The following is a 21,381-nucleotide window of genomic DNA, read 5'->3' on the forward strand; positions in this document are numbered from 1 at the left end:
CCGAACTGACCATGGCGGGCTCCCTGGCCTGCGTCGGCGCCAGCTGATAGGCGCACGGCGTCGTAGCCGTTTCGCGTGCCATTCCCGTCAGGAGGTCCTGCCGATGAGATTCCCCGGTCCGCTGATCGAGGGCCGGCTGGTCCGACGTTACAAGCGTTTTCTCGCCGATATCGAAGTGGCGGATGGCAGCCTCGTCACGGCGCATTGCGCCAATCCCGGCGCGATGCTCGGCCTCAACCAACCCGGTTCGCGCGTCCTCCTTTCCGCTTCGACAAACCCGGCGCGTAAGCTCGGCTTTTCGTGGGAACTGGTGGAAGCCGACTTGCCCGGCGGCCTGCAATGGGTCGGCATCAATACGATGCGTCCGAACGCGCTGGTCGCGGAGGCCTTCGCCGAAGGTCGCCTCGCACCACTTTCGGAATACGCTTCCCTGCGCCCCGAGGTGCGTTACGGACGCGCCAGCCGGGTCGATTTCCTGGCGACCGGGGAGGGCGTGCCACCCTGTCATGTGGAGGTGAAGAACTGCCACCTCCTGCGCCAACCGGGCCTCGCCGAATTTCCCGACTGCGTGGCCGCCCGCAGCGCGCGGCATATGGTCGATCTCACGGAGGTCGTCGCTCAGGGCGGGCGCGCGATGCTGATCGTCGTGGTGCAGATGCAGGCAGACCGGTTCGATGTGGCCCGCGATCTCGATCCGGCCTTCGACCGTGCCTTCACCGCTGCCATGGCGGGCGGAGTCGAAATCCATGCCTATCGCTGCCGGATCGACCCGACCGAGGTCACCATCGCGGAAGCGATTGCCGTGGTTTCGCGGCTGTCCGGCGGGTGATCGATCGGCGCGTCGGTGGGTCGCGCGATTTCATGGGGCCATCGGCGGATTTCGTGCCATGCTCCCAGCCCTACGACCCAAGGAGACGATGATGGCGACTGAGAAACCACGCGGTGGCCGCGAAGCGAAGAAGCCGAAGAAGCCCGTCGTCAAGACGATCGCCGCTGCCCCCTCCACCAAGGGCACCGTAAGCATCGGCGCCAAGAAGTAAGACCCACAGCCCCGTCAGGCCGGCTATACGCCGCCTGGCGTGGCTTTCGGGCCGGGATCTGGCAAGGTTCGGCCAAGTTCGAGCAGTACGATTTCCGGCGGCACCCCGATACGGATCGGGACGCGGCTCACGCCGAACCCGCCGGACACGATCATGTGTCGTCCCTCATCGACCACATGGCCGTAGGAAAGGTCCTTGCCACGCACGAAGGGTACGAGCGGCGAGGCACCGAAAAACCGGATCTGGCCACCATGGGTATGGCCGGCCAGGGTCAGGGAGACACGCTCGGGCACACGCGGGAAGATGTAGGGCTCGTGCGCCATCAGGATGACCGGCGCATCGTCCGTGACCTGCACCAGCGTGCCGGGGAGATCGTCCCGTCCTCGGCGATCGCCGCGCAGTAGGAACGGCTCTTGGTCCCCAAGCCCTGCGATCCAGAACGGATAGCCATCCTTTTCCAGCCGCCGAGCGATGTTCTCCATGACCGGGATGCCGCGAGCTTCCAGCACGCGCTGGGATTCGACCGGCCCGCGCCGCGTCGTTTGGGCGATGGTGTCGTCCCACCAATCGTGATTTCCAAGAATGGCGTAAACGCCGAGCGGCGCCCGCAGGCCGTCCACGATGCGGGCGAACTCGACCAGCGGCACCTTGCGTGTCGTCACGCTGGGACCGGATGGATAATCGCCGAGCAGCAGGATGAGATCGGGTTCGAGCCGGTTCGTCGCATCGACGATCTCGGCGATCCGGTCGAGCGGCATGGTCGGCTCGCCGACATGGAAATCGGCGAGGACAGCGACTTTCAGGCTCAACCCATGTGTCCAGCCAGGCAGAACCGGAGCGTATCGCGTCACGACGAGACGGTGGCGCGGCTCGATCACGAAGCCATAGGCGCCCGCCGAGGCCACCAGGGCCGTGCTCGCACCGATCCCGGTTAGGAGCTGCCGTCTTGTCGGCAGAATCAGCATGTCATCGTCCCCGGCGGCAGAGTCGATGCGGATCCATCGTCCCGGGGCGACTACACATCCAGCGCAGCCAAGTTCCGATGGTTCGACGTCGGTGACCAAGCCCGTGAAGGCTTGGTCGCAATGTTTGGCCGGACGGCGTTCGTCTTAAGAAGGATTGGCCTCAGACGAGGGGCGCATCCTCGTGCTGGAAGCGGGAGAGCTGCCGACGAGCGGCAATCTTCCGGGCCGCCTCTTTGGCAGCGGATGCCGAGACGTGAACCGCTGCGGCGAGGGCGGGCAGTGCCACGGGGCGGAAACCTTCGCGATCGGTTACCAGACCGGACGCACGGGGCGTCGACGAAATGGCTGCGCGCTGGTTCTGTTCGGGGCGGGACATGGGAACGGGTCCTGTTTCACGGTGTCGGAACGCCACCAGATCCTCGTTTGTCTGGTTGGCGATCACGCCGGTCTCTCGGGCACCCTCAAGAGGTTCGACCCGGACCGACGCTGTGCGGCACGAGATCCATATGCGGCGAAGGATCATGAACGGGAGCTTAAGGCTAGCCAGAGATGAGCAGGATAGAGTTGTCCAACATCGTCGCTGAGTGACTTTCGACACAGTCAAGGAATAGTGGAAATATAAAAAATTCAATTCCGCAGTGCAATCTAATCTCGCACGCACTGCGAAAGATCTAGACTTTTCTGTGGCGAAGCCGCCCTAAACCACGGGCCTCAGACCTTCCGACGCGATCCAGGCCTCGGTTCGATCCAGGGCACGGGCGAGGCGGTCGAACAACGTGTCGATCTCCTCGTGCGAGATGACCAGGGGAGGGCAGACCGCGACCCGGTCACCGGCGAGGAATCGCACGATCAGGCCCTCGGCCTGCGCGAACGCGACGCAGCGGGCCGCGACTCCGGTCTTCGGCTCGTACTGACGCTTGGATGCCTTGTCGGCGACGATCTCCAGCCCACCGATGAGACCGATCCCTCGCGCTTCTCCGACAATGGGGTGGTCGGCCAAGGCCGAGAGCCGGGCCTGGAAATGAGGGGCCTTCTCGGCAACGCCTTCGACGATGCGGTCGCGTTTGTAGATTTCGATGGTCTTCAGCGCGACGGCGCAGGCGACGGGGTGACCGGAATAGGTGGTGCCGTGGCCGAACGTGCCGAGCTTGGCGCTCTGCGTCACCAGCGCCTTGTAGAGCGGCTCGTCGATGCTGATGCCGCCGAGCGGCATGTAGCCCGAGGTCACCGCCTTGGCGAAAGACAGGCTGTCGGGGCGCATTCCCAGGGCTTCGGAACCGAACCAAGTGCCGAGCCGGCCGAAGCCGCAGATCACCTCGTCGGCGATGAAGCGCACGTCGTAGCGGTCGAGGACGGCCTGGATCTTGGTGAAATAACCGGCGGGCGGGGCGATGGCGCCCCCCGCTCCCATGACCGGCTCGGCCACGAAGGCCGCGACGGTATCCGGCCCCTCGCGCAGGATCAGGGCTTCGAGTTCGTCGGCGAGGCGCTGCGAGAATGCCTCCTCGGTCTCACCGGCCTCGGCGAAACGATAGTGGTGCGGGCATCCCACATGCAGGAACCCTGGCAGCGGCAGGTCCCAATCGGCATGGTTGGCGGTGAGGCCGGTCATGGAGGCGGTCGCGACCGTGACGCCGTGGTAGCCCTTGATCCGCGAGACGATCTTCTTCTTGGCCGGGCGGCCGAGGGCGTTGTTGAGATACCAAGTCAGCTTCACCTGGGTGTCGTTGGCCTCCGACCCGGACGAGGTGAAGAAGATCTTCGAGGTCGGGATCGGCATCAGCTCCTTGAGCGTCTCCGCGAGCTCGATCGCCGGATCGTGGCTACGGCCCGAAAACAGATGGGTGAAGGGCAGGCGCGACATCTGCTCGCTCGCCGCTTCCACCAATTCCTCGTTCGAATAGCCGAGCGCTGTGCACCACAGGCCGGCCATGCCTTCGAGATAGGGCCGACCGTCGCTGTCATAGACCCAGACACCGTGGCCGCGCTCCAGCACCAGCGGGCCGGTCTCGCGAAAGGTGGAAAGGTTGGTGTAGGGATGGATCAGCGTTTCGACGTCGCGGGTCGCGAGGTTCGAGAGCATGGGCCTGCCGTTACCTGTGGAAGCGGGCCGGTTCGGCCCCGTGTTCATGCGATGCCACACTAGCGACCCGGACCGTCGGTAGAAACCCGTCCGCACAACGCATCGCCGCCCCGTCTTCCGCACCGATTGTCCCGCGCATGCTCGATCCCGCTACTTTCGTGGCCCATCCGGCGCCAGGCCGCGTTTGCGGAACCTGCACCCTGTGCTGCAAGGTCTACGATGTTCCCGCCGTGGAGAGCGTCGCCGGCCAATGGTGCCGGCACACCAAGCAGGGCAGGGGCTGCGCCATCCATCCGACGCGGCCGGACCATTGCCGCGCCTTCCATTGCCTCTGGATGACCGAAGCCTGGCTCGGTGCCGAGTGGAAGCCGGAGAAGGCCAAGATGGTGCTGGCGCTCGATCCGGTGACGAAGAACATGAACGTACAGGTCGATCCCGGCCAACCGAACGCGTGGCGGCGCGAGCCGTATTACGGGCAGCTGCGGCGCTGGGCCGCCGCATCGCTGGCGCAGGACCGCCTCGTCCTCGTCCATCTCAACAAATCCACCACCGTCATCCTGCCGGACCGTGACGTAGCCTTGGGGGTGTTCGAGCCCGGCGACAGGATCGTGCGGCGGGATCGCGCCGGAACCTTCGACGTCGAGAAGGTGGGAGCCAGCGCGTGAGCGCGACGCGTCCCCGCCGTCTCGCCGGCATCCTGTTCGACAAGGACGGCACGCTCATCGATTTCGACCGGACCTGGGGGCCAGCGGTCCATGCGGTCATGGATTGCCTGTCCGGGGGCGACCGTACTCGCTTGGAAGACCTGATGGCGGTGAGCCATTACATCGAGGAGGAGCGACGCTTCATGTCGACCTCGCCCCTCATCGCCGGCTCGTCCGCCGCCTATGGCCCGCTCTGGGCAAAGGTTCTCGGTCGGCCTGCCGGACCTGATCTCTACGGAGAGATGGACAGGCTGTTTCGCCGCGAAGGGCTGGCGCATCTATGCCCGATCGGTGATCCGGCCGGGATGGCACGCCATCTCGTCGGTGCCGGTTACGCGCTCGGCATCGCCACCAACGATGCCGAAGCCTCGGCGCGGGCGCAGGCTGATGCCCTCGGCCTCACACCCCATCTCTCCTACGTCGCGGGCTACGATTCCGGGCATGGGTCCAAGCCGGAATCCGGCATGGTCAGCGCCTTCGCCGCGCAACTCGGCGTCGCCCCGTGCCGCATCGCCATGATCGGCGATTCGCCATACGACCTCGTCGCCGGGCGCGCAGCCGGTGCCATGACCGTCGCCGTCCTGAGCGGGCCCATGGGTGAGGCAGCCCGCGAGATCATGACGCCGCTCGCCGACCATGTGGTCGCCTCGATCCGCGATCTCGCCGACTTGCTCGCCAGGATCGCCGATCAGGAACGAGCGAGTGCAGACGGGTCGCAACCTGAACGGTAAGTGAGGCCTTCACCGATCCGGCCGTCCGGGATGGAAGGGGAATATTTACCCGGAAACGTCACATCTGCCCGTGTCGCTTCCCGACGACAGGCCCGGCCTATCCGGCCACTTCGGCGATGGCGGCAAGACGCTGTCTTTCGCCGGAGATTTCACCAGCCTGAAGACCGGCTGGGTCGAGGGGGCGATCGACGCGGGCCTGCGAGCGGCCCGGCAGATCGACCCGCTGGTCCAGGCGGAAGGCCGCCCGGTGATCCGTCAGAGGCTCTGACGGAGGGACACCGAAGTAACTCAGCCGCTGGAATCGGCGCGGGCGACGTCGCGCCATTTCAACACGAGCTGCTCGAAAGCCGCGATATCGTCCGGAGGCAGCGTCCCGAGGGTTCGGGCGACATAGGCTTTCTGCGCGGAAATCCCACGGGCTGCGATCTCCGTACCCGCCGGGGTAAGGTGGAGCGCATGCGAGCGCCGGTCACCCGGGATGGCGTGGCGCTCGACGAAACCGGCCTGGACGAGGCGGTCGATGAGGCCCGAGACATTGCCCTTGGTGACGTAGAGCCGCGCGGCGAGATCCTGCTGTGTCAGCCCCTCGCGTTCGGTGAGGGTCGAGAGGACGTCGAATTGCGGAATGGAGAGCCCGAGGCCGCGCAGCTCGGTCGCCATCGCGGCGGTCACCCTCCGGTTGAGGCGGATGAAGCGGAACCAGACCCGCAGCGGGTCGTCCGATCGAGCATCGGTCACGGGATTTCCGGTCGCTGCGGTAAAGTTCATGTCGACGCCGCTATAGCAGAAGCAGGCGGCATCGAAAGCACGACGTAACTCGCGGGTGGCGTCGCCATGCGAGGCCCGGTAAAGCTCATCGCTCAGGCGCGCGGGCACGACCCCCCTGCGGCGCGGCGATCTCCCGAACAGCGATTTCATCCGTATCATGCGTCGTTCGCTTATCGAGGAGCCCATCACCCGCGCCGGTCCGCTCTCGCGCGGCACGGCGATCCTGTCGGTCCTCGTCACCCTGTTCGCCCTCGTTCTGGTGCGTGATCCGCGGGCGGAAGAAGGGCCCGCGCTGGTCACGCTCGGGTCCGGCCTATTCCTGGCGGTGCTGGCGATCGGCTTTGCCCTCTTCGCCTTCGTCCGGGTGTGGCGCGAGGGTGCGCGCGGTTTGGGCGGAGCGATCGCGGGTCTCTTCCTCGCGGTGATACTCCTCGGATATCCGGGCTTCGTCGGGCTGCGCAGCCTGCGCCTTCCCGCCATCACCGACGTCACCACCGATACCGAGAACCCACCTGCCTTCTCGCGCTCGCATGCCGCCTTCGCCGCCCGCGAAGGGCATTATCCTCCCGATCCCGGGCCGGAAGCGCGAACGGCACAGCGCGCCACCTATCTGCAGGTCGCCCCACTTACCCTCGACCTCGACGCCAACGCCGCGTTCGAGCTGGCTCGCAAAGCAGCTGTGAACCGTAAATGGCAGATCGTCGAGGCGATCCGCCCCGGTGGCAGGATCGGCAATGGCCGGATCGAGGCCGTGACGCGCGGCCTCATCCTCAACCTCGCCAGCGACATCACGGTGAGAGTGCGACCGCGGGCGGACGGAGCCCGGATCGACGTGCGCTCGGCGTCCCGCATCGGCGACCGCGATTTCGGCGCCAATGCCGACACCATCCGGGCCTATCTCGACGAGGTCGCGAACCTCGCCATCGCCGTCAAGTGAGTGGTCAGGCCGGCGCGTAGACACCTTCTAGCCTGGCCGGACCATCGGTGACGATGAGCCCGCGCTCAACCAGGTCTTCCAGATGGGCGAAGACGGACAAAGCCGCGGCGCCCTGCAGGGCCGGGCTCAGGCCCTGATAGATCGTGCCGACGATGGAGCGGATGTCGCGGTCGCCCGCCTCGATCCGGCTGCGGATCGCATTTTCGCGCTGGCGCCGATGGGCGGCGAGGCCCCGGACGAAGCGCCGCGGATCGCGGACCGGACCGCCATGGCCGGGCCAATAGATCGTCTCGTCACGTCCGCGCAACGCCTCGAGCGACGCCATGTAGGCACGCATCGATCCATCGGGTGGCGCTACGATGGTGGTGGACCACGCCATGACGTGGTCGCCCGAGAACAAGGTCGCTTCCTCCGGCAGGGCGAAGGCGAGATGGTTCATGGTGTGGCCGGGCGTTTCGACCGCCTGAAGCGTCCAGCCCGGCCCCTCGAGTGTGTCGCCCTCTCCCATCTGACGGTCGGGTCGGTGGTCACGGTCGGCGCTGGCGTCGAGATGCGGAAACTCGCCCTCCGCCAGATCCCTCGCGGCGCGATGGGGCCCGCAACCGACGATGGGCGCACCCGTCTCCGCTTGCAGCAGGCGCGCGCCGGGGGAGTGGTCGCGGTGGGTATGGGTGACGACGATGGCGGCGAGCCGCTCCCCGGCGATGGAGGCGATCAGAGCCGCCACGTGACCGGAATCGGCCGGACCCGGATCGATGATCGCGACCTCGCCCCGTCCGACGATATAGCTGCAGGTGCCGCTGGACGTGAACGGGCTGGCATTGGGACAGATCCGCCGGCGTACCAACGGCGAGAGGCTCACCGTCTCGCCGTTTGCCGGCGCGGCGCCGTCGAAACGCGGATCCGTTCCTGCCTCGCCGTCGTCACTGGTCTTGGTCATGCGGCACCCGGAACGATCACACTCTCGTCCGGCCCTACGCCATAGCGGACCGAGCCACAACGCACCCCGAGCCGTGCCCGAGGCCGGTCTCAGCGTGTGAAAGGCGAGGACACCACGACGCGGACGTCGGCGAAGCCCTCCGCGCGGTCCGGTCTTCGCTGGACTTCACCGAAGCCGCCTATCCCAGCCGTGGTACCCATCTGGGCCACCCGGACGCGCGGCGCGCCGTCAAACGCCCGCCCGGCCTGCCGAGTATCCCCATCGGAGGCGCGGGCATCCGCCTCGCGCCGGACGACGTCGATCTTGCGGCCGATCAGGCGACGCTCATGGCGGGACAGGATGCCCGCATCGCGGAAATCCACCATCGTGAAGCCACCAGGCCGCGTGGAGACCACCACACGGGCGCTCGATGGGGTTGCGACCACGTCGCCCACCTGCGCAGTCAGATCGCGTTCGATCGGCAGCGGCGTCGCCGCCACGCCTTCGAGCTGACAGGAGCATTGGTCGACGAGCTTCCTGCGGTAGAGAAGGGCGACCTTGAGAACTCGGTAGGGCTGCCCGTCGAGGCTGACGGCCCGGTCCAGTTCGTTCTGCCGGGCGCCGAGCGTGTAGAGGCTGGTTGCCGCGTTGGGGCAGGCCGCCGCACAGGCTGCCTCGTGAAGAGGAATGTCGGCGCGCGAGGCCAGCCGCCCGAGCGGAAACAGGTAACCGTCGCAAGCCCGGACGCAGACCGTACGGGCCCCGAGCGCCGAGGCGACCAGGCCAGCCGATGACGAGCGGCTCTTCCGATCAGCGGATAGCCGGTCGAGGCGCACCATGCGAGGCGTGTGACGAGGCGGGGCGGGCCTCGTGATACGGTTGGTATCGGGCAGGGACGCATAGCGCGGACGCGCCGGGCGCGGCACGGGAACGGGTTCCGGCCGGATCCTTACGGCCGGTCCGAGGAAGATGTCCTCGAAGAAGCTGAAGATACCCCCCTGCTCGGAGGCCCGAACGAGGCTCGATCCGGCGACGACACCGCCGATGCCGAGGATCAAGCCCGCCATAAGAGGGCCGACGACTCGCTGACGCGGCGCAATGGCCGTCCTCGCGACATGTGGGTATGCGACCCGCATCGCTTCCTCATCCTTCAGTAACCATCCGGTAGGACGTGCGTCCTGCCTAGGCTGGAGGAGAAGGGCTTCGCAACGGGGCAGACCACCGAGCCGCATGAAACCTTTGGTTGAGTTGACACCTCCCGGGTCGCGAAAAGACGTCCCGCGGCACGGCGTTTTGGAGCACGCCATGAACACACGCTGCCACACCGGTGGAGGCGGAGACGCCCCTGTATCTTAGCCTTTGTTTTCCATTATAGCCGATGCTATATGCCTCGCAGGGTGCAGTGCGGCATTCGTGATTCGGCTCATCGGAAAACGCGGTATGGACAGGCTCAACGAGGATCGGGCGTGGCGCTTCAGCCGCGACACGCAGGAACAGCCGAGCCTCGGTCGCATGAACGGCAGCGTACCGGTTCTCACGAACGGGAGCTGGCTGCGACGCCTGATGGCCTTTCTCGGCCCCGGCTACATGATCTCCGTCGGCTACATGGATCCGGGAAATTGGGCCACCGACATCGCGGGCGGTTCGCAGTTCGGCTACACGCTTTTGGCCGTCATCCTGCTCTCGAACTTAATGGCGATCGTACTGCAGGCCCTCTCGGCCCGTCTCGGCATCGCCACCGGCCGCGACCTCGCCCAGGCCTGCCGTGATCATTATCCACGGCCCGTCAGCTTCGTCCTATGGATCGCCTGCGAAGCCGCCATCGTCGCCTGCGACCTGGCCGAAGTCATCGGCACTGCCATCGCCCTCAAGCTGCTGTTCGGCATTCCTCTCGTCATCGGCGCGATCATCACCGCCCTGGACGTCTTTCTGATCCTGCTCCTGATGCGCCGCGGGTTTCGCGCCCTCGAGGCGTTCGTCATCGCGCTGTTACTGGTGATCTTCGTATGCTTCGGCATACAGATCGCCCTAGCCGCGCCTCCGGTCCAGGCGGTGCTCGCGGGCTTCATCCCCTCGTCGCAGATCGTCACCAATCCGGCCGCGCTCTACATCGCCATCGGCATCATCGGCGCGACCGTAATGCCACATAATCTCTACCTGCACTCGTCCATCGTACAGACGCGAGCCTATCCGCGTACCGAGGAGGGGCGTCGCGGCGCCCTGAGGTTCGCGGTGACGGATTCGACCATCGCGCTGATGCTGGCGCTCTTCGTCAATGCCGCGATCCTGATCATGGCCGCCTCGGTGTTTCATGCCACCGGGCGAACGGACGTGCAGGAGATCGAGCAGGCCTATGAGCTGCTGTCGCCGTTGCTGGGGGCTGGCATCGCCTCCACCTTGTTCGCCGTGGCGCTGCTCGCTTCGGGGCTCAACTCCACCGTCACCGCGACGCTGGCCGGCCAGATCATCATGGAAGGCTTCCTGCGCCTGCGGATTCCCGATTGGGCCCGGCGCCTGATCACACGTGGCATCGCTATCGTGCCGGTCGTGATCGTGACGGGACTCTACGGGGAAGACGGCACGGCCCGGTTGCTGGTGCTGAGCCAAGTCGTTCTGTCGATGCAATTGCCCTTCGCCGTCATCCCCCTGGTCCGCTTCGTATCGGACAAGCAGAAGATGGGTGCGCTCGTCATTCCCGCTTGGCTGAAAATCCTCGCCTGGGTGATCGCCGCGATCATCGTGGTCCTCAACGTCAAGCTTCTGGTGGATACCGTCAGCGGCGCCTGAACCAAGTCAGTCATCGCCGGTCTTCCCGAGGGAAGGGCGGAGTACAGCGTTTCCGACCGTTACCGACCGGGCCGCCCAGCGGGCCCGGACGCGAGAACTTTATCTAAGAACATAGCATAGGCTATACTATCGAGGTCAGGCGTCGATGATCAGCAGAAGGGCTTTTCGGAGGTGGCGGGTGGGATTGGCGGGCGCTTTCGCCGTGAACCTCACTTACCCGATCGCCTCGCCCGCTTGGTCGCAACCCTCGGCGACAGGAGCCCTTGACGATCGCCCGGCGCAGTCCGCCGCTCTGGAGGACGACAGACCGCCCTCGATCCAATCCTCACTCGGTGCATTCGGCGATCCCGGCGGCTTCCGCCGAATGCTGGCGCCGCGCGGCATCACCTACAACCTGCTTTATACGAACGAGGTTCTGGGCAACGTCAGCGGCGGGGTGAGGCAAGGGCCGATCCATGCCGGCAAGTTCGAGGCGGCGATCAGCGTCGATCTCGACCGTTTTGCCGGTTGGAGGGGCTGGAGCGCGTTCGCCAACGTCTTCCAGATCCACGACACGGGCGGCTTGCGTGATCGCAGTTTTCATCGCCTGATCACGGTGAGCAATATCGAAGCCTATCCCTCGACACGCCTTTCAGAACTCTGGCTGGAGCATGCCTCGGAGGACCAGCGCTTCAACTTTCGGATGGGGCAACTCGTGGCGGATGGCGAGTTCTTCGCCTCCGACACCGGAAAAATCTTCCTGAGCAACGATTGGCCGACCATCACCGGAGCGAACCTCCCGAGTGGCGGCCCTGCCTATCCCCTATCGACTCCCGGACTTCGGCTGCGCTGGACGCCCAATGCCTCAATGAGCGGGCTTATTGCGGTGTTCAACGGCGACCCCGGCGATCAGGCCAGCGTCAACCGGACCGGATTGAATTTTCGCCTGAACGATCCGCCGCTGCTGATGGGCGAGATCCAGCTTCGCGCAGTACCCGGCCCGAGCGGGCTCACTAGGAGCCTGAAGCTCGGAGGATATCAGCATTTCGGGCGTTTCGACGATTACCGCTACGACCGGAGCGGGCTTTCCCTGGCGAGCATCCATAGCAGCGGATCACCGCGCCGACATAGTGGAACGAGTGGCGCCTATGCGGTGATCGACGCGCAACTCTACCGACCGGAGGGCGCTGATCAGGCCGACGGCGTGGCCGTTTATGCCCGCCTATCCGGCAGCCCGTCGGACCGGAACCTCATCGGCCTTTGGGCGGATGGCGGCATCGTTTTCTCGGGGATGGTGCCCGGCCGGCCAGAAGACACCTTCGGCCTCAGCTTCATCTACGCGCGTATCGGCGACCATGCCCAGCGCTACGATCGGGATCGATTGTCTTTCGACACTGACTTCCACCCGGTCCACAGCTACGAAGCCTCTATCGAACTGACGTATCAAGCAGTGGTGGTGCCCGGTTGGACGATCCAACCGGATATCCAGGTCGTCATCAATCCCGGCGGGGGTATCGCAGACCCCACGCGCCCGAACCAACGGGTCAAAGGTGGCGTGGTGCTCGGACTACGCTCCACACTCACCTATTGAGCGCACTGTATCAGCGCCGCTCGTTGCGACGGACGCGGACCGGTACGGGCTGAGGAGCGGGCGACCCATTTTCGATCGCCTCTACGACTCCGCGAGCGGCCGCAGCGACCGCATCGAGAAGGCGTCGTGCAAGGGATGCGGCCAGCGACTCTCTCATCAGAATGTATCCGTGTTCGGGAACAGGTGACGAACGCTACATCGGACACCGGGTTCCACATCAGCGTCAACCACTATGTGGGTCGTCACTCCCGAAACCGACAAGAGTCTCGCCGATATGACGCATGCGAGCACTGCGCTGGGCAAGGGATCGTCTCGGCGCAATCCGGGCCAGGACGATGTTCGGATATTTTCCAGGGTGCGTCGGCGTGTCTGTCTGCGCTTCCGCGACCCGCTGGTTTCGCCTCGGTAACCAATCGTGACCGCTTTGTGTCAAAGTCAGGAACCGGTCGGATAACTTGGCGTTATTGATGTCATGAGGTCGCGGCACAGGTCGCACCAGCTTCACAAGGATCGAGACCATGCTTGGTTGGGCTGTAACATTTCTCGTCGTGGCCCTCGTGGCCGCTCTGCTTGGTTTTGGTGGTATTGCCGGCACCGCGATGGAAGCCGCAAAGCTCGTCTTCTTTGTCGCTATCGTTCTGTTCGCCATCTCGGCCGTCATTGGCCTGATGCGCGGCCGCTCGCCGACACTCTGACGATTGGACGTGTCGGTGCAGTCAGACCGACAACCCAGACACCAAGAAAGCCGCCGGATTGCTTCGGCGGCTTTTCTACAGAGCGAAGACCGTCACACACTCCACCCGTGCCGGTGCACACTTTAGCGCTGAGGCAGGTGGGCTAGATTATTTCTCATCTAAGGGCTGACCGGAGGCATCGTCCATCCGGGCGATCAGATCTCGAAAGCGATCCGGAACGGGTTGCTGGACAATCGTGTCGTACATGGCCCGCAGATGCATGCCGATCCGTTTCTGGGTCAGGTCACTCAGGCTGTGAGTTTCGGGGCTATGTAGTTTCGGCTCACGTTCCAGCTCCAATCGCGTCTCCGCCAGGGAGATGCGGACCGTTTCGTCCTCGTCCATTCGGTTATCCCCTTGATGCCACGCGGTGGCATCGCCGCGATTGTTTTGCGGCTTGACATAAGTCATGGCTGCACCTGCAACGCAGCGCGATACAAACGGTTCCGGGCTCGCGGAACACAGCCCATCGAACCGCGTTATGGCGGTGGCGACCATAAAGAACGGCAGTGCCAAGGGGATCTAATGTCGACAGCTCAACTCGTCGTGCAACATCTGCCGTATCTGCGCCGCTACGCGCGGGCACTGACCGGCAGCCAGGTCGCCGGCGATGCCTATGTGGCCGCCACGCTGGAAACGCTCGTCAACGAGCCGGACACGCTCGGACGCAGCACCAACGTCAAGGCGGACCTTTTCCGAGTCTACACCCGCATCTGGAATTCCCTCTCGGTCAACGGCCAGAGCGATCAGGTTCAGCATGATCTACCGGCCGAAGTTCGGCTGGGGCAGATCACCCCGCTGCCGCGCCAGGCGTTCCTGCTGTCGTGCCTCGAAGGCTTCTCCGAAGAGGACGCTGCGGTAATCCTCGAAGTCGACGTGACACAGGTGCGTGACCTCGTCGACGAAGCGGGACGCGAACTGGCGGCCGACATGGCCACGGAAATCCTCATCATCGAGGACGAGCCGCTCATTGCCATGGACTTGGAAGCCCTGGTCGAAGGGCTCGGCCACAACGTCATCGGCGTCGCCCGGACACGGACCGAAGCGATCAAGATCGCATCAGAGGGATCGCGTCCTGGTTTGATCCTCGCGGACATTCAGCTTGCCGATGGCTCTTCGGGGCTCGACGCGGTGAACGATCTGTTGAAGACGTTCGAGGTGCCGGTGATCTTCATCACCGCCTATCCCGAGCGCTTCCTCACCGGCGAGCGGCCCGAGCCCGCCTTCCTGATCGCCAAGCCGTTCCAGCCCGCCAACGTTTCGGCGGTGATCAGCCAAGCCCTGTTCTTCCAGCAGAGCGCCCGTCGCCGCGAGAAGACCGCCTGATCGTCCGACAGTCACAGACATCACCGGTGAATCAGAAAGCCCCGATCCTCGATCGGGGCTTTTCCGTTTTCGCTCGGTCAACCGATCAATAAAAACGGGCCGGAGGAATGTCCGACCCGTGAAAAGTTTCCGGCCAATGCACAAGGGGAATGCGGGGGGAGGACCAGGCGGCCGGGTGATTTGGTAACGAACATGATGCAACAGGGTTCCAAAAAATGCGGCTTCGGCCATTTTTGCCACGCGCGTGGTTTTCCCGCCACGCGCCTTAACGGGAGGTACCCTGGTCCCGGAAAAATGTTTGCAACAACGAGCCCGTCGTTTACTCGCCGTAAAGTTTTTAGACCAGTCAAGGAACTTGCGACGATCAGGTCGCGTTGTCCAGCATCCTGTCAAGCTCCGCTTGGAGATTACGACAATGCTTCGGTCTGGATTGATCCTGAGTGTCGGTGGACCGGCTGCCCTCCTGACGATGCTTGTCGTGCCGGTCGTTCAGCGCGAAGCAGACCGCTGGTCGCATCCCGTTGCGACGAGCCAGCAGGCTCCCGCGAGCTTGACGCCGGCCATCATTCACTCACCGGCGCAGATCGGTGGAAGCGACATCGCCGTGCTCCGTGTGACGACGGCGGTCTCGAATGAGCGCAGGGCACCGGCGTTCTCGTCGGACCAGGATACCGTCTCGACGGAAAAGCCCGTGCTGAAGCCTCGTCGAACCATGAGGGATGGCTGCGAGGGAGCAATCAGCTCTTTGGCCGGCCCCGAAGCACGCCGCATGATCCCAGGCCGCTGCATCGCATAAGCGACAGACCGAAACTGAACGTCGAGACCCGCAAGCCCTTCGTTGATGACGGAGGGCTTTTTACTGTTGCGCCTAAAACGGCGGACGAACTCAATACTCGGTCGCCTCAAACAAGAAAGGCGCGCACCGGATCCCGGTACGCGCCTTGTCTCTTCCAATAAATGGAATTTAGTCTTCGCCGGACCGACCGGGTGTGGTCGACTGACCGCCCTTGCGTCCCGCGGACGAAGCGAGCTCGCGATCCTGAGAAAACGATCGCTTTTCCGCCGGAACACTCCGTCCACCTTTGCTCGCGATCTCGCGTTGCCGCTCCAGATCCATCGATGCAAAACCTCGCTTTGAGGTAGAATTTCCTGATGCCATCAGCGCCTCCTCAGCATGTGGTTCTCGAAGATGACAACCTTCGCCAATATCGATGGTTCCTCGGCCAACCTTGCTGAAGACAAATGCCTGCCGCCATTTAATCCATGCCGGCTGGTCATTGCGAGAAAGCGCCTGGATACCGCGACAACCCGCCTCAGATGCAACGAATCATCGACGGTGACGTATGTCAGCGCCCGAGGCCGCCCCTCTTCGCCGTGAGAATGCGCAGGGCTGGACAATGCCTGGGCAAACCGCATGGATGCGCGGGATGAAGGCGCCCATCGGTCGGCGTCTTCCAGCGGAGCGCTCAGAATGGTCGTCCCATCATGACCCTCGACACCGAGGTCTCGTCACTCCGACAGGTGCCGCTCTTTCGCGGAGTAGAACCGTCCCGCCTGAAGCTCCTGGCCTTCACCAGTGAGCGGGTGCACTTCGAAGCGGGGCAACAGCTCTTCGCCCGCGGCGATGTGGCGGATGCCGCGTATCTCATTCTCGACGGTTCCGCCGCCGTCACCATCGACGGGCCGTTCGGCCCATTCCGGCTCGCCCTTCTCGGGGCGAACGCGTTGGTCGGCGAAATGGGCATCCTGGCCGACCAGCCGCGCTCCGCCACCGTGCAGGCCGACACAGCGATCACCGCCTTGCGGATCGACAGGACGGTGTTCCTCGAATTGCTGGCTCAGTTTCCGCAAATCAGCATCGCGGTGATGCGTGAACTCGCCCTGCGTCTCGAACATACGAACCAGCAGCTGGCGGAACGGCGCAGCTGAGTCGGCACCGTCAATCCGTCGGATAGGTGATGAATTCCATCAACGAACCATCGGGGTCGCGAAAATAAACGCTGATCCCCGTACCGGCGGCGCCATTGCGCTCGACAGGACCGAGTTCGACGGGGACGCCCTTCGCCGCGAGATGCGTGAGCGCGTCGTCGATGGACCCCGACCACCGAAAGCAAAGATCGCTGCCGCCCGGCATCACCGGACGTTCGGCCAGCGGAGTCGGCGACAGGCCGGGGCCGTGGACGTTCAATTGAACGCCGCCGAACCGATAGGCGAAGCCCTTCCCGCGAGCGATCACCTCCGCGCCCAGCACGTCGCGATAGAAGGCAGTCGAGCGCTCCCAATCGGAGACGTGGATGACGCAATGGTCGAGATGAATCGCCGGCGCGAGGTCGGCGAGGGGCTCGTCGACCTCGGTCGTGGTGAAGGTTTGCGTATCGGCCATCGCGTCGTCTCGGTTTCCGGCGGCCCTGCCGCATCGGGGTCGAGCATGCCCCGCCCGGCCCGGCGGAGCAACGCAGCTTGCCTCACCGCATCGACCAGACTCAACCTGAGATAAAGTTATCGAGCTCGAGAAGGGCAACTCAACCGGGAACACCACTCGATGGGATGGGAGCCCTAACCGAAAGTTCGGTTTCAGGGCACACTCGAGATCGCGATGCTTGTCGTCCGCATGTACGGCGCCCCGGAGACCATCGTTCGTCACGATATCAACGCAACGTGAAGATGGGACAGCGGCCCAGCCTTCGACATTCCGTAGCTCCGCAGCCTCGTCCTCGGTGGGCGGGCCGATAGCGATGGGATCAGCCTGACGGTCGATGTCGCGAAAGACCCGAACCTGCGGGCCGGGCTCGGAACGACATTCCCAGTGATCAGGCCTTCCTGCCGGCACACAGCTTGAGACGAGCGAGCGGGACGGAAAACGGCTCGGCGTCAGCGTGCCGAACGATCAAGATCAGCTGAGCCAGACGAGCTGAATCCGCGAGCACTGCCTCTCGTAAAGCGGAGATGGCGGGCATGTTCCCTCCGTCTGCGGCGTGAAAGACACAACATCGTCGGCCATCGGACGGTAGTCATGAGGGCAATGATCCGCCCGACGACCACTTTCGTGGAGCCCTCAATGCATATCCGCCGTGTCCTTCTCAGCCTGCTCGTCATCGCTCCATTGGCCGCATGCAATTCTCGTGGGCCCATGACCGTGGCGCAGGATGACGAGGCCGCTTGGTATACGGGTTCGATGCCGGATAAGCCTTACGACGTGCCGCTGGTGGATACGTCGCGGCTCGATCCGAAATATCGTCGGCAGGTCGTTCGCTATACCGGGGCGGAAAAGCCGGGCACCATCGTGGTCGATATCGACAACCGCCAGCTTGCGCTGGTGCAGGAGGACGGTACGGCCCAGCAATACGGCATCGGCGTCGGCAAGCTCGGCTTCTCCTGGAAAGGCGAAGCGAAGGTCGGACGAAAGGGCGTGTGGCCGGATTGGAGCCCCACCACCACGATGGTCTCCCTCAACCCCGCCCTGCCGAGGACCCGCAAGGGCGGGGTGGACAATCCACTGGGGGCCCGCGCCCTCTATCTCTACCAGAACAATCGGGACATCCTGTTCCGCATCCATGGCACCAACGAACCCTGGAGCATCGGTGAGCAGATGTCTTCCGGCTGCGTCCGCATGCTGAACGAGGACATCGTTGATCTGTTCGAGCGCGTCCCCGTCGGCACGCGGGTGCTGGTCAAGCGCAACGGAAAATATCGCGCCTGAATGCCAAGCCAAGCCGTCGGCATGGCGGGTTCGACCCGCGTTCCTGGAGTTTTGGAATGCGGTTTCGTGCGAATGACGGGTGATGTTCACCGGGTCATTCGATGATGCCAACCGATCTCTTCGGGTTGCGTCAGCGAGCAGCCAAGAGCCGACAAATCGGCGAATCAGCTTCCCGCTCGTCGAACATAGGCAGGAAGATGTCTTAACCCTGTGTCATGATCGCATGACAAATCCGGCTGCCCGTTACGCGTGATGACCGCCTAAGGGCCGTTCATCTTGCATTGCAGCATGCAATGGTTCAACGGGGCATCTAGGGGTATGACATCCCCGATTGTTGCAAGCGGATCATTGGCGATGGCGAAGTGGGTCTACTCGTTCGGCGACGGCAAGGCGGAGGGTCAATCCTCCATGCGCAACCTCCTCGGAGGCAAGGGCGCAAACCTCGCCGAGATGTCCAATCTCGGTCTCCCAGTGCCTCCGGGTTTCACCATCACGACTGAAGTCTGCACCTGGTATTACGACAACGATCGTCAGTACCCTGCGGAACTGAAGGCCGAGGTCCAGGCCGCGCTCGATGCTGTCGGAGCTCTTACCGGCCGCGGCTTCGGTGACCCGAAGAACCCGCTTCTCGTCTCGGTCCGCTCCGGTGCTCGCGCTTCCATGCCGGGCATGATGGACACGGTGCTGAATCTCGGCCTGAACGACACCACCGTAGAGGCGCTGGCCGAAGGCTCCGGCGATCCGCGCTTCGCCTACGATTCCTACCGCCGCTTCATCACCATGTACTCGAACGTGGTGCTCGATGTGGAGCACCACGCCTTCGAAGAGGCGCTGGAGCATTACAAGGAGACCAAGGGCTTCAGCCTCGATACCGAACTCGGTGCCGAGGACTGGAAGCACATGATCGGTCTCTACAAGAAGATCGTCCGCGACGAGCACGGCGCCGACTTCCCGCAGGGTGCCGAAGACCAGCTCTGGGGCGCCATCGGCGCGGTGTTCAGCTCGTGGATGATTCCGCGCGCCAAGAAGTACCGCGAGCTCAACGGCATCCCCGAGAGCTGGGGCACGGCTGTCAACGTCCAGGCCATGGTGTTCGGCAATATGGGCGACACCTCGGCTACGGGCGTCGCCTTCACCCGCAACCCCTCCACCGGCGAGCGCGCGCTCTACGGCGAGTTCCTCATCAACGCCCAGGGCGAAGACGTGGTGGCGGGTATCCGCACCCCGCAGGACATCACTGAGAAGGCACGGATCGAGGCCAAGTCCGACAAGCCGTCAATGGAGCGGGCGATGCCCGAATCCTATGCCGAGCTGGTACGGATCTATGGGCTGCTCGAGACCCATTACCGCGACATGCAGGACATGGAGTTCACCATCGAGAGCGGAAAGCTCTGGATGCTCCAGACCCGCAACGGCAAGCGCACCGCCAAGGCGGCTCTGCGCATCGCCGTGGATCTCGCCGCCGAAGGCTTGATCACCGAGGAGGAGGCGATCGGCCGGGTAGAGCCCGCCGCCCTCGACCAGCTGCTCCACCCCACCATCGACCCGAAAGCCGAGCGCAAGATCATCGCGTCCGGCCTGCCGGCATCGCCCGGCGCGGCCACCGGCGAGATCGTGTTCAACTCCGAGGATGCCGAGGCCGCCCGCAAGGCCGAGCGCAAGTGTATTCTCGTGCGGATCGAGACGAGCCCCGAGGACATCCACGGGATGCACGCCTCCGAGGGTATCCTCACCACGCGCGGCGGCATGACCTCGCACGCCGCCGTGGTCGCCCGCGGCATGGGCAAGCCCTGCGTCTCGGGCGTCGGCACGATCCGCGTCGATTACAAGGCCGGCACCCTCACGGTGGCGGGCACGACGCTGAAGGCCGGCGACAAGATCACCATCGACGGCTCCACCGGCCAGGTCCTCCTCGGCGAAGTGAAGATGCTGGAGCCGTCGCTCTCCGGTGAATTCGCGACCCTGATGGGCTGGGCCGACAAGGTCCGCACCATGAAGGTGCGCACCAATGCCGACACGCCCACCGATGCCCGCGCCGCCCGCAACTTCGGGGCCGAGGGTATCGGCCTGTGCCGTACCGAGCACATGTTCTTCGAAGGGGACCGCATCGTCGCCGTTCGCGAGATGATCCTCGCCGACGACGTCGAAGGCCGCCGTTCGGCCCTGGCAAAGATCCTGCCCTATCAGCGCCAGGATTTCGTCGAGCTGTTTACGATCATGTCGGGCCTGCCGGTGACGATCCGTCTGCTCGATCCGCCGCTGCACGAGTTCCTGCCGCATACCGATGCGGAAGTGCAGGACGTCGCCAAGAGCACCGGCGTGTCCGAGGAGAAGCTCCGCCGCCGGATGACCGAGCTGCACGAGTTCAATCCGATGCTCGGCTTCCGTGGCTGCCGCCTCGCCATCGCCTTCCCGGAGATCGCGGAGATGCAGGCCCGCGCCATCTTCGAGGCCGCCGTCCAGGCCGCCAAGGAGACGGATGCCCCCGTCACCGCCGAGATCATGGTTCCGCTGGTCTTTACCCAGATGGAGTTCGACATCGTCAAGTCGCGCATCGACGCCATGGCCAAAGCCGTCACCGAAGAGACCGGCGCGACGCTGTCCTATCAGGTCGGTACCATGATCGAGCTGCCGCGTGCGGCCCTTCGCGCCGGGGACATCGCCAAGACCGCCGAGTTCTTTTCCTTCGGCACCAACGACCTGACACAGACCGCCCTCGGCATCTCACGCGATGACGCCGCGACGTTCCTCGGGGCCTATACCCAGAAGGGCATCCTGTCCGCCGATCCCTTCATCTCGATCGATCAGGAAGGCGTGGGCGAACTCGTTCGCATCGGCGTCGAGCGGGGCAGGGCGGTCCGCCCCGACATCAAGCTCGGCATCTGCGGCGAGCATGGCGGCGATCCGGCCTCGATCCATTTCTGCCAGGAGGTCGGGCTCGATTACGTCTCCTGCTCGCCCTATCGCGTGCCGATCGCGCGCCTCGCTGCCGCCCAGGCAGCCCTCGCGACGCGGGACAAGACTCGCGGCTGAGTGCCGGTCCTTCAGGACAGGAAGACCTGAAAGGGCGGCCGATGGCCGCCCTTTTTCGTCGCGCTGCGCCAGGAGAAATGTCGT

22 protein-coding genes are annotated in these 21,381 nt (G+C 64.5%); 13 read left to right on the plus strand and 9 right to left on the minus strand.

The window, feature by feature from the left end; all coding sequences use genetic code 11:
* The first annotated feature begins 103 nt into the window (after nt 1-103).
* Together sfsA and AC0IXR_RS06575 are read left to right on the plus strand one after the other, a co-directional pair.
* Nucleotides 104-829, plus strand: coding sequence for a DNA/RNA nuclease SfsA (sfsA, locus tag AC0IXR_RS06570; RefSeq protein ID WP_471760113.1), 726 nt, complete (start codon nt 104-106; stop codon nt 827-829).
* Between the two features lie 58 nt (nt 830-887).
* Entirely contained in the window at nt 888-1,040 is a 153-nt protein-coding gene (locus AC0IXR_RS06575; RefSeq protein ID WP_419951498.1) for a hypothetical protein, read from the plus strand.
* Nucleotides 1,041-1,063: 23 nt separating this feature from the next.
* Here the strand turns inward: AC0IXR_RS06575 and AC0IXR_RS06580 are convergent, their stop codons facing one another.
* The 3 genes from AC0IXR_RS06580 to AC0IXR_RS06590 all read right to left on the minus strand — a co-directional run bounded on the left by AC0IXR_RS06580 (nt 1,064) and on the right by AC0IXR_RS06590 (nt 4,088).
* A complete protein-coding gene (locus AC0IXR_RS06580; RefSeq protein WP_471760114.1) occupies nt 1,064-2,005 on the minus strand; it encodes a metallophosphoesterase in 942 nt (313 codons plus the stop codon).
* Nucleotides 2,006-2,165: 160 nt separating this feature from the next.
* Complete coding sequence (locus AC0IXR_RS06585) at nt 2,166-2,381, minus strand: hypothetical protein (protein ID WP_056453941.1); 216 nt, start codon at nt 2,379-2,381, stop codon at nt 2,166-2,168.
* Nucleotides 2,382-2,702: 321 nt separating this feature from the next.
* Nucleotides 2,703-4,088 (minus strand): aminotransferase, encoded by a 1,386-nt coding sequence (locus AC0IXR_RS06590; protein WP_471760115.1) that lies wholly within the window; start codon nt 4,086-4,088, stop codon nt 2,703-2,705.
* A 137-nt stretch (nt 4,089-4,225) separates the two neighbouring features.
* On the opposite strand from AC0IXR_RS06590, the gene AC0IXR_RS06595 reads away from it, so the two are divergent.
* The 3 genes from AC0IXR_RS06595 (at nt 4,226) to AC0IXR_RS06605 (ending at nt 5,791) form a co-directional block, all read left to right on the plus strand.
* Entirely contained in the window at nt 4,226-4,753 is a 528-nt protein-coding gene (locus AC0IXR_RS06595; RefSeq protein WP_461224747.1) for a hypothetical protein, read from the plus strand.
* A complete protein-coding gene (locus AC0IXR_RS06600; protein ID WP_471760117.1) occupies nt 4,750-5,523 on the plus strand; it encodes an HAD family hydrolase in 774 nt (257 codons plus the stop codon). Before AC0IXR_RS06595 ends, AC0IXR_RS06600 begins: the two co-directional genes overlap by 4 nt.
* A gap of 70 nt (nt 5,524-5,593) precedes the next feature.
* Entirely contained in the window at nt 5,594-5,791 is a 198-nt protein-coding gene (locus AC0IXR_RS06605; protein ID WP_471760118.1) for an FAD-dependent oxidoreductase, read from the plus strand.
* 20 nt (nt 5,792-5,811) lie between these two features.
* Here AC0IXR_RS06605 and AC0IXR_RS06610 read toward each other — a convergent pair whose 3' ends face one another.
* Nucleotides 5,812-6,291 (minus strand): MarR family winged helix-turn-helix transcriptional regulator, encoded by a 480-nt coding sequence (locus AC0IXR_RS06610; RefSeq protein ID WP_207410777.1) that lies wholly within the window; start codon nt 6,289-6,291, stop codon nt 5,812-5,814.
* 157 nt (nt 6,292-6,448) lie between these two features.
* Here AC0IXR_RS06610 and AC0IXR_RS06615 point away from each other — a divergent pair, with 157 nt between their 5' ends.
* A complete protein-coding gene (locus AC0IXR_RS06615) occupies nt 6,449-7,228 on the plus strand; it encodes a DUF1499 domain-containing protein (protein ID WP_056430118.1) in 780 nt (259 codons plus the stop codon).
* A gap of 4 nt (nt 7,229-7,232) precedes the next feature.
* On the opposite strand, the gene AC0IXR_RS06620 is transcribed toward AC0IXR_RS06615, so the two are convergent.
* Both AC0IXR_RS06620 and AC0IXR_RS06625 read right to left on the minus strand, forming a co-directional pair.
* Nucleotides 7,233-8,168: an MBL fold metallo-hydrolase gene (locus AC0IXR_RS06620; RefSeq protein ID WP_471760119.1), complete on the minus strand. Its 936-nt coding sequence runs from the start codon at nt 8,166-8,168 to the stop codon at nt 7,233-7,235.
* Nucleotides 8,169-8,257: 89 nt separating this feature from the next.
* On the minus strand, nt 8,258-9,214 hold the full coding sequence (locus tag AC0IXR_RS06625) for a DUF2865 domain-containing protein (protein ID WP_471760121.1): 957 nt from the start codon (nt 9,212-9,214) through the stop codon (nt 8,258-8,260).
* A 373-nt stretch (nt 9,215-9,587) separates the two neighbouring features.
* On the opposite strand from AC0IXR_RS06625, the gene AC0IXR_RS06630 reads away from it, so the two are divergent.
* From AC0IXR_RS06630 to AC0IXR_RS06640, 3 genes are all read left to right on the plus strand, one after another.
* Nucleotides 9,588-10,934 (plus strand): Nramp family divalent metal transporter, encoded by a 1,347-nt coding sequence (locus AC0IXR_RS06630; RefSeq protein ID WP_471760122.1) that lies wholly within the window; start codon nt 9,588-9,590, stop codon nt 10,932-10,934.
* Nucleotides 10,935-11,112: 178 nt separating this feature from the next.
* Nucleotides 11,113-12,504, plus strand: coding sequence for a carbohydrate porin (locus tag AC0IXR_RS06635; RefSeq protein ID WP_471760123.1), 1,392 nt, complete (start codon nt 11,113-11,115; stop codon nt 12,502-12,504).
* A 518-nt stretch (nt 12,505-13,022) separates the two neighbouring features.
* Complete coding sequence (locus AC0IXR_RS06640; protein WP_003599466.1) at nt 13,023-13,199, plus strand: DUF1328 domain-containing protein; 177 nt, start codon at nt 13,023-13,025, stop codon at nt 13,197-13,199.
* Between the two features lie 147 nt (nt 13,200-13,346).
* Here AC0IXR_RS06640 and AC0IXR_RS06645 read toward each other — a convergent pair whose 3' ends face one another.
* Complete coding sequence (locus AC0IXR_RS06645) at nt 13,347-13,754, minus strand: NepR family anti-sigma factor (protein WP_471760124.1); 408 nt, start codon at nt 13,752-13,754, stop codon at nt 13,347-13,349.
* Nucleotides 13,755-13,763: 9 nt separating this feature from the next.
* Here AC0IXR_RS06645 and AC0IXR_RS06650 point away from each other — a divergent pair, with 9 nt between their 5' ends.
* Complete coding sequence (locus tag AC0IXR_RS06650; protein WP_056430130.1) at nt 13,764-14,564, plus strand: response regulator; 801 nt, start codon at nt 13,764-13,766, stop codon at nt 14,562-14,564.
* A 964-nt stretch (nt 14,565-15,528) separates the two neighbouring features.
* Here AC0IXR_RS06650 and AC0IXR_RS06655 read toward each other — a convergent pair.
* Complete coding sequence (locus AC0IXR_RS06655) at nt 15,529-15,723, minus strand: con-10 family general stress protein (RefSeq protein ID WP_082470393.1); 195 nt, start codon at nt 15,721-15,723, stop codon at nt 15,529-15,531.
* 326 nt (nt 15,724-16,049) lie between these two features.
* Here AC0IXR_RS06655 and AC0IXR_RS06660 point away from each other — a divergent pair, with 326 nt between their 5' ends.
* Nucleotides 16,050-16,493 carry a cyclic nucleotide-binding domain-containing protein gene (locus AC0IXR_RS06660; RefSeq protein ID WP_056430138.1) on the plus strand — a complete coding sequence of 148 codons (444 nt, stop codon included), beginning with the start codon at nt 16,050-16,052 and terminating at the stop codon, nt 16,491-16,493.
* 10 nt (nt 16,494-16,503) lie between these two features.
* Here the strand turns inward: AC0IXR_RS06660 and AC0IXR_RS06665 are convergent, their stop codons facing one another.
* The gene (locus tag AC0IXR_RS06665) at nt 16,504-16,947 is read right to left on the minus strand and encodes a VOC family protein (RefSeq protein ID WP_056430142.1); all 444 of its coding nucleotides are present in this window, start codon (nt 16,945-16,947) and stop codon (nt 16,504-16,506) included.
* A 639-nt stretch (nt 16,948-17,586) separates the two neighbouring features.
* Here AC0IXR_RS06665 and AC0IXR_RS06670 point away from each other — a divergent pair.
* Nucleotides 17,587-18,264 carry a L,D-transpeptidase gene (locus tag AC0IXR_RS06670; RefSeq protein WP_471760260.1) on the plus strand — a complete coding sequence of 226 codons (678 nt, stop codon included), beginning with the start codon at nt 17,587-17,589 and terminating at the stop codon, nt 18,262-18,264.
* Nucleotides 18,265-18,618: 354 nt separating this feature from the next.
* Nucleotides 18,619-21,297 (plus strand): pyruvate, phosphate dikinase, encoded by a 2,679-nt coding sequence (ppdK, locus tag AC0IXR_RS06675; protein WP_471760125.1) that lies wholly within the window; start codon nt 18,619-18,621, stop codon nt 21,295-21,297.
* The last annotated feature ends 84 nt before the right edge of the window (nt 21,298-21,381 follow it).

It is taken from the genome of Methylobacterium sp. AC832, assembly GCF_979256025.1.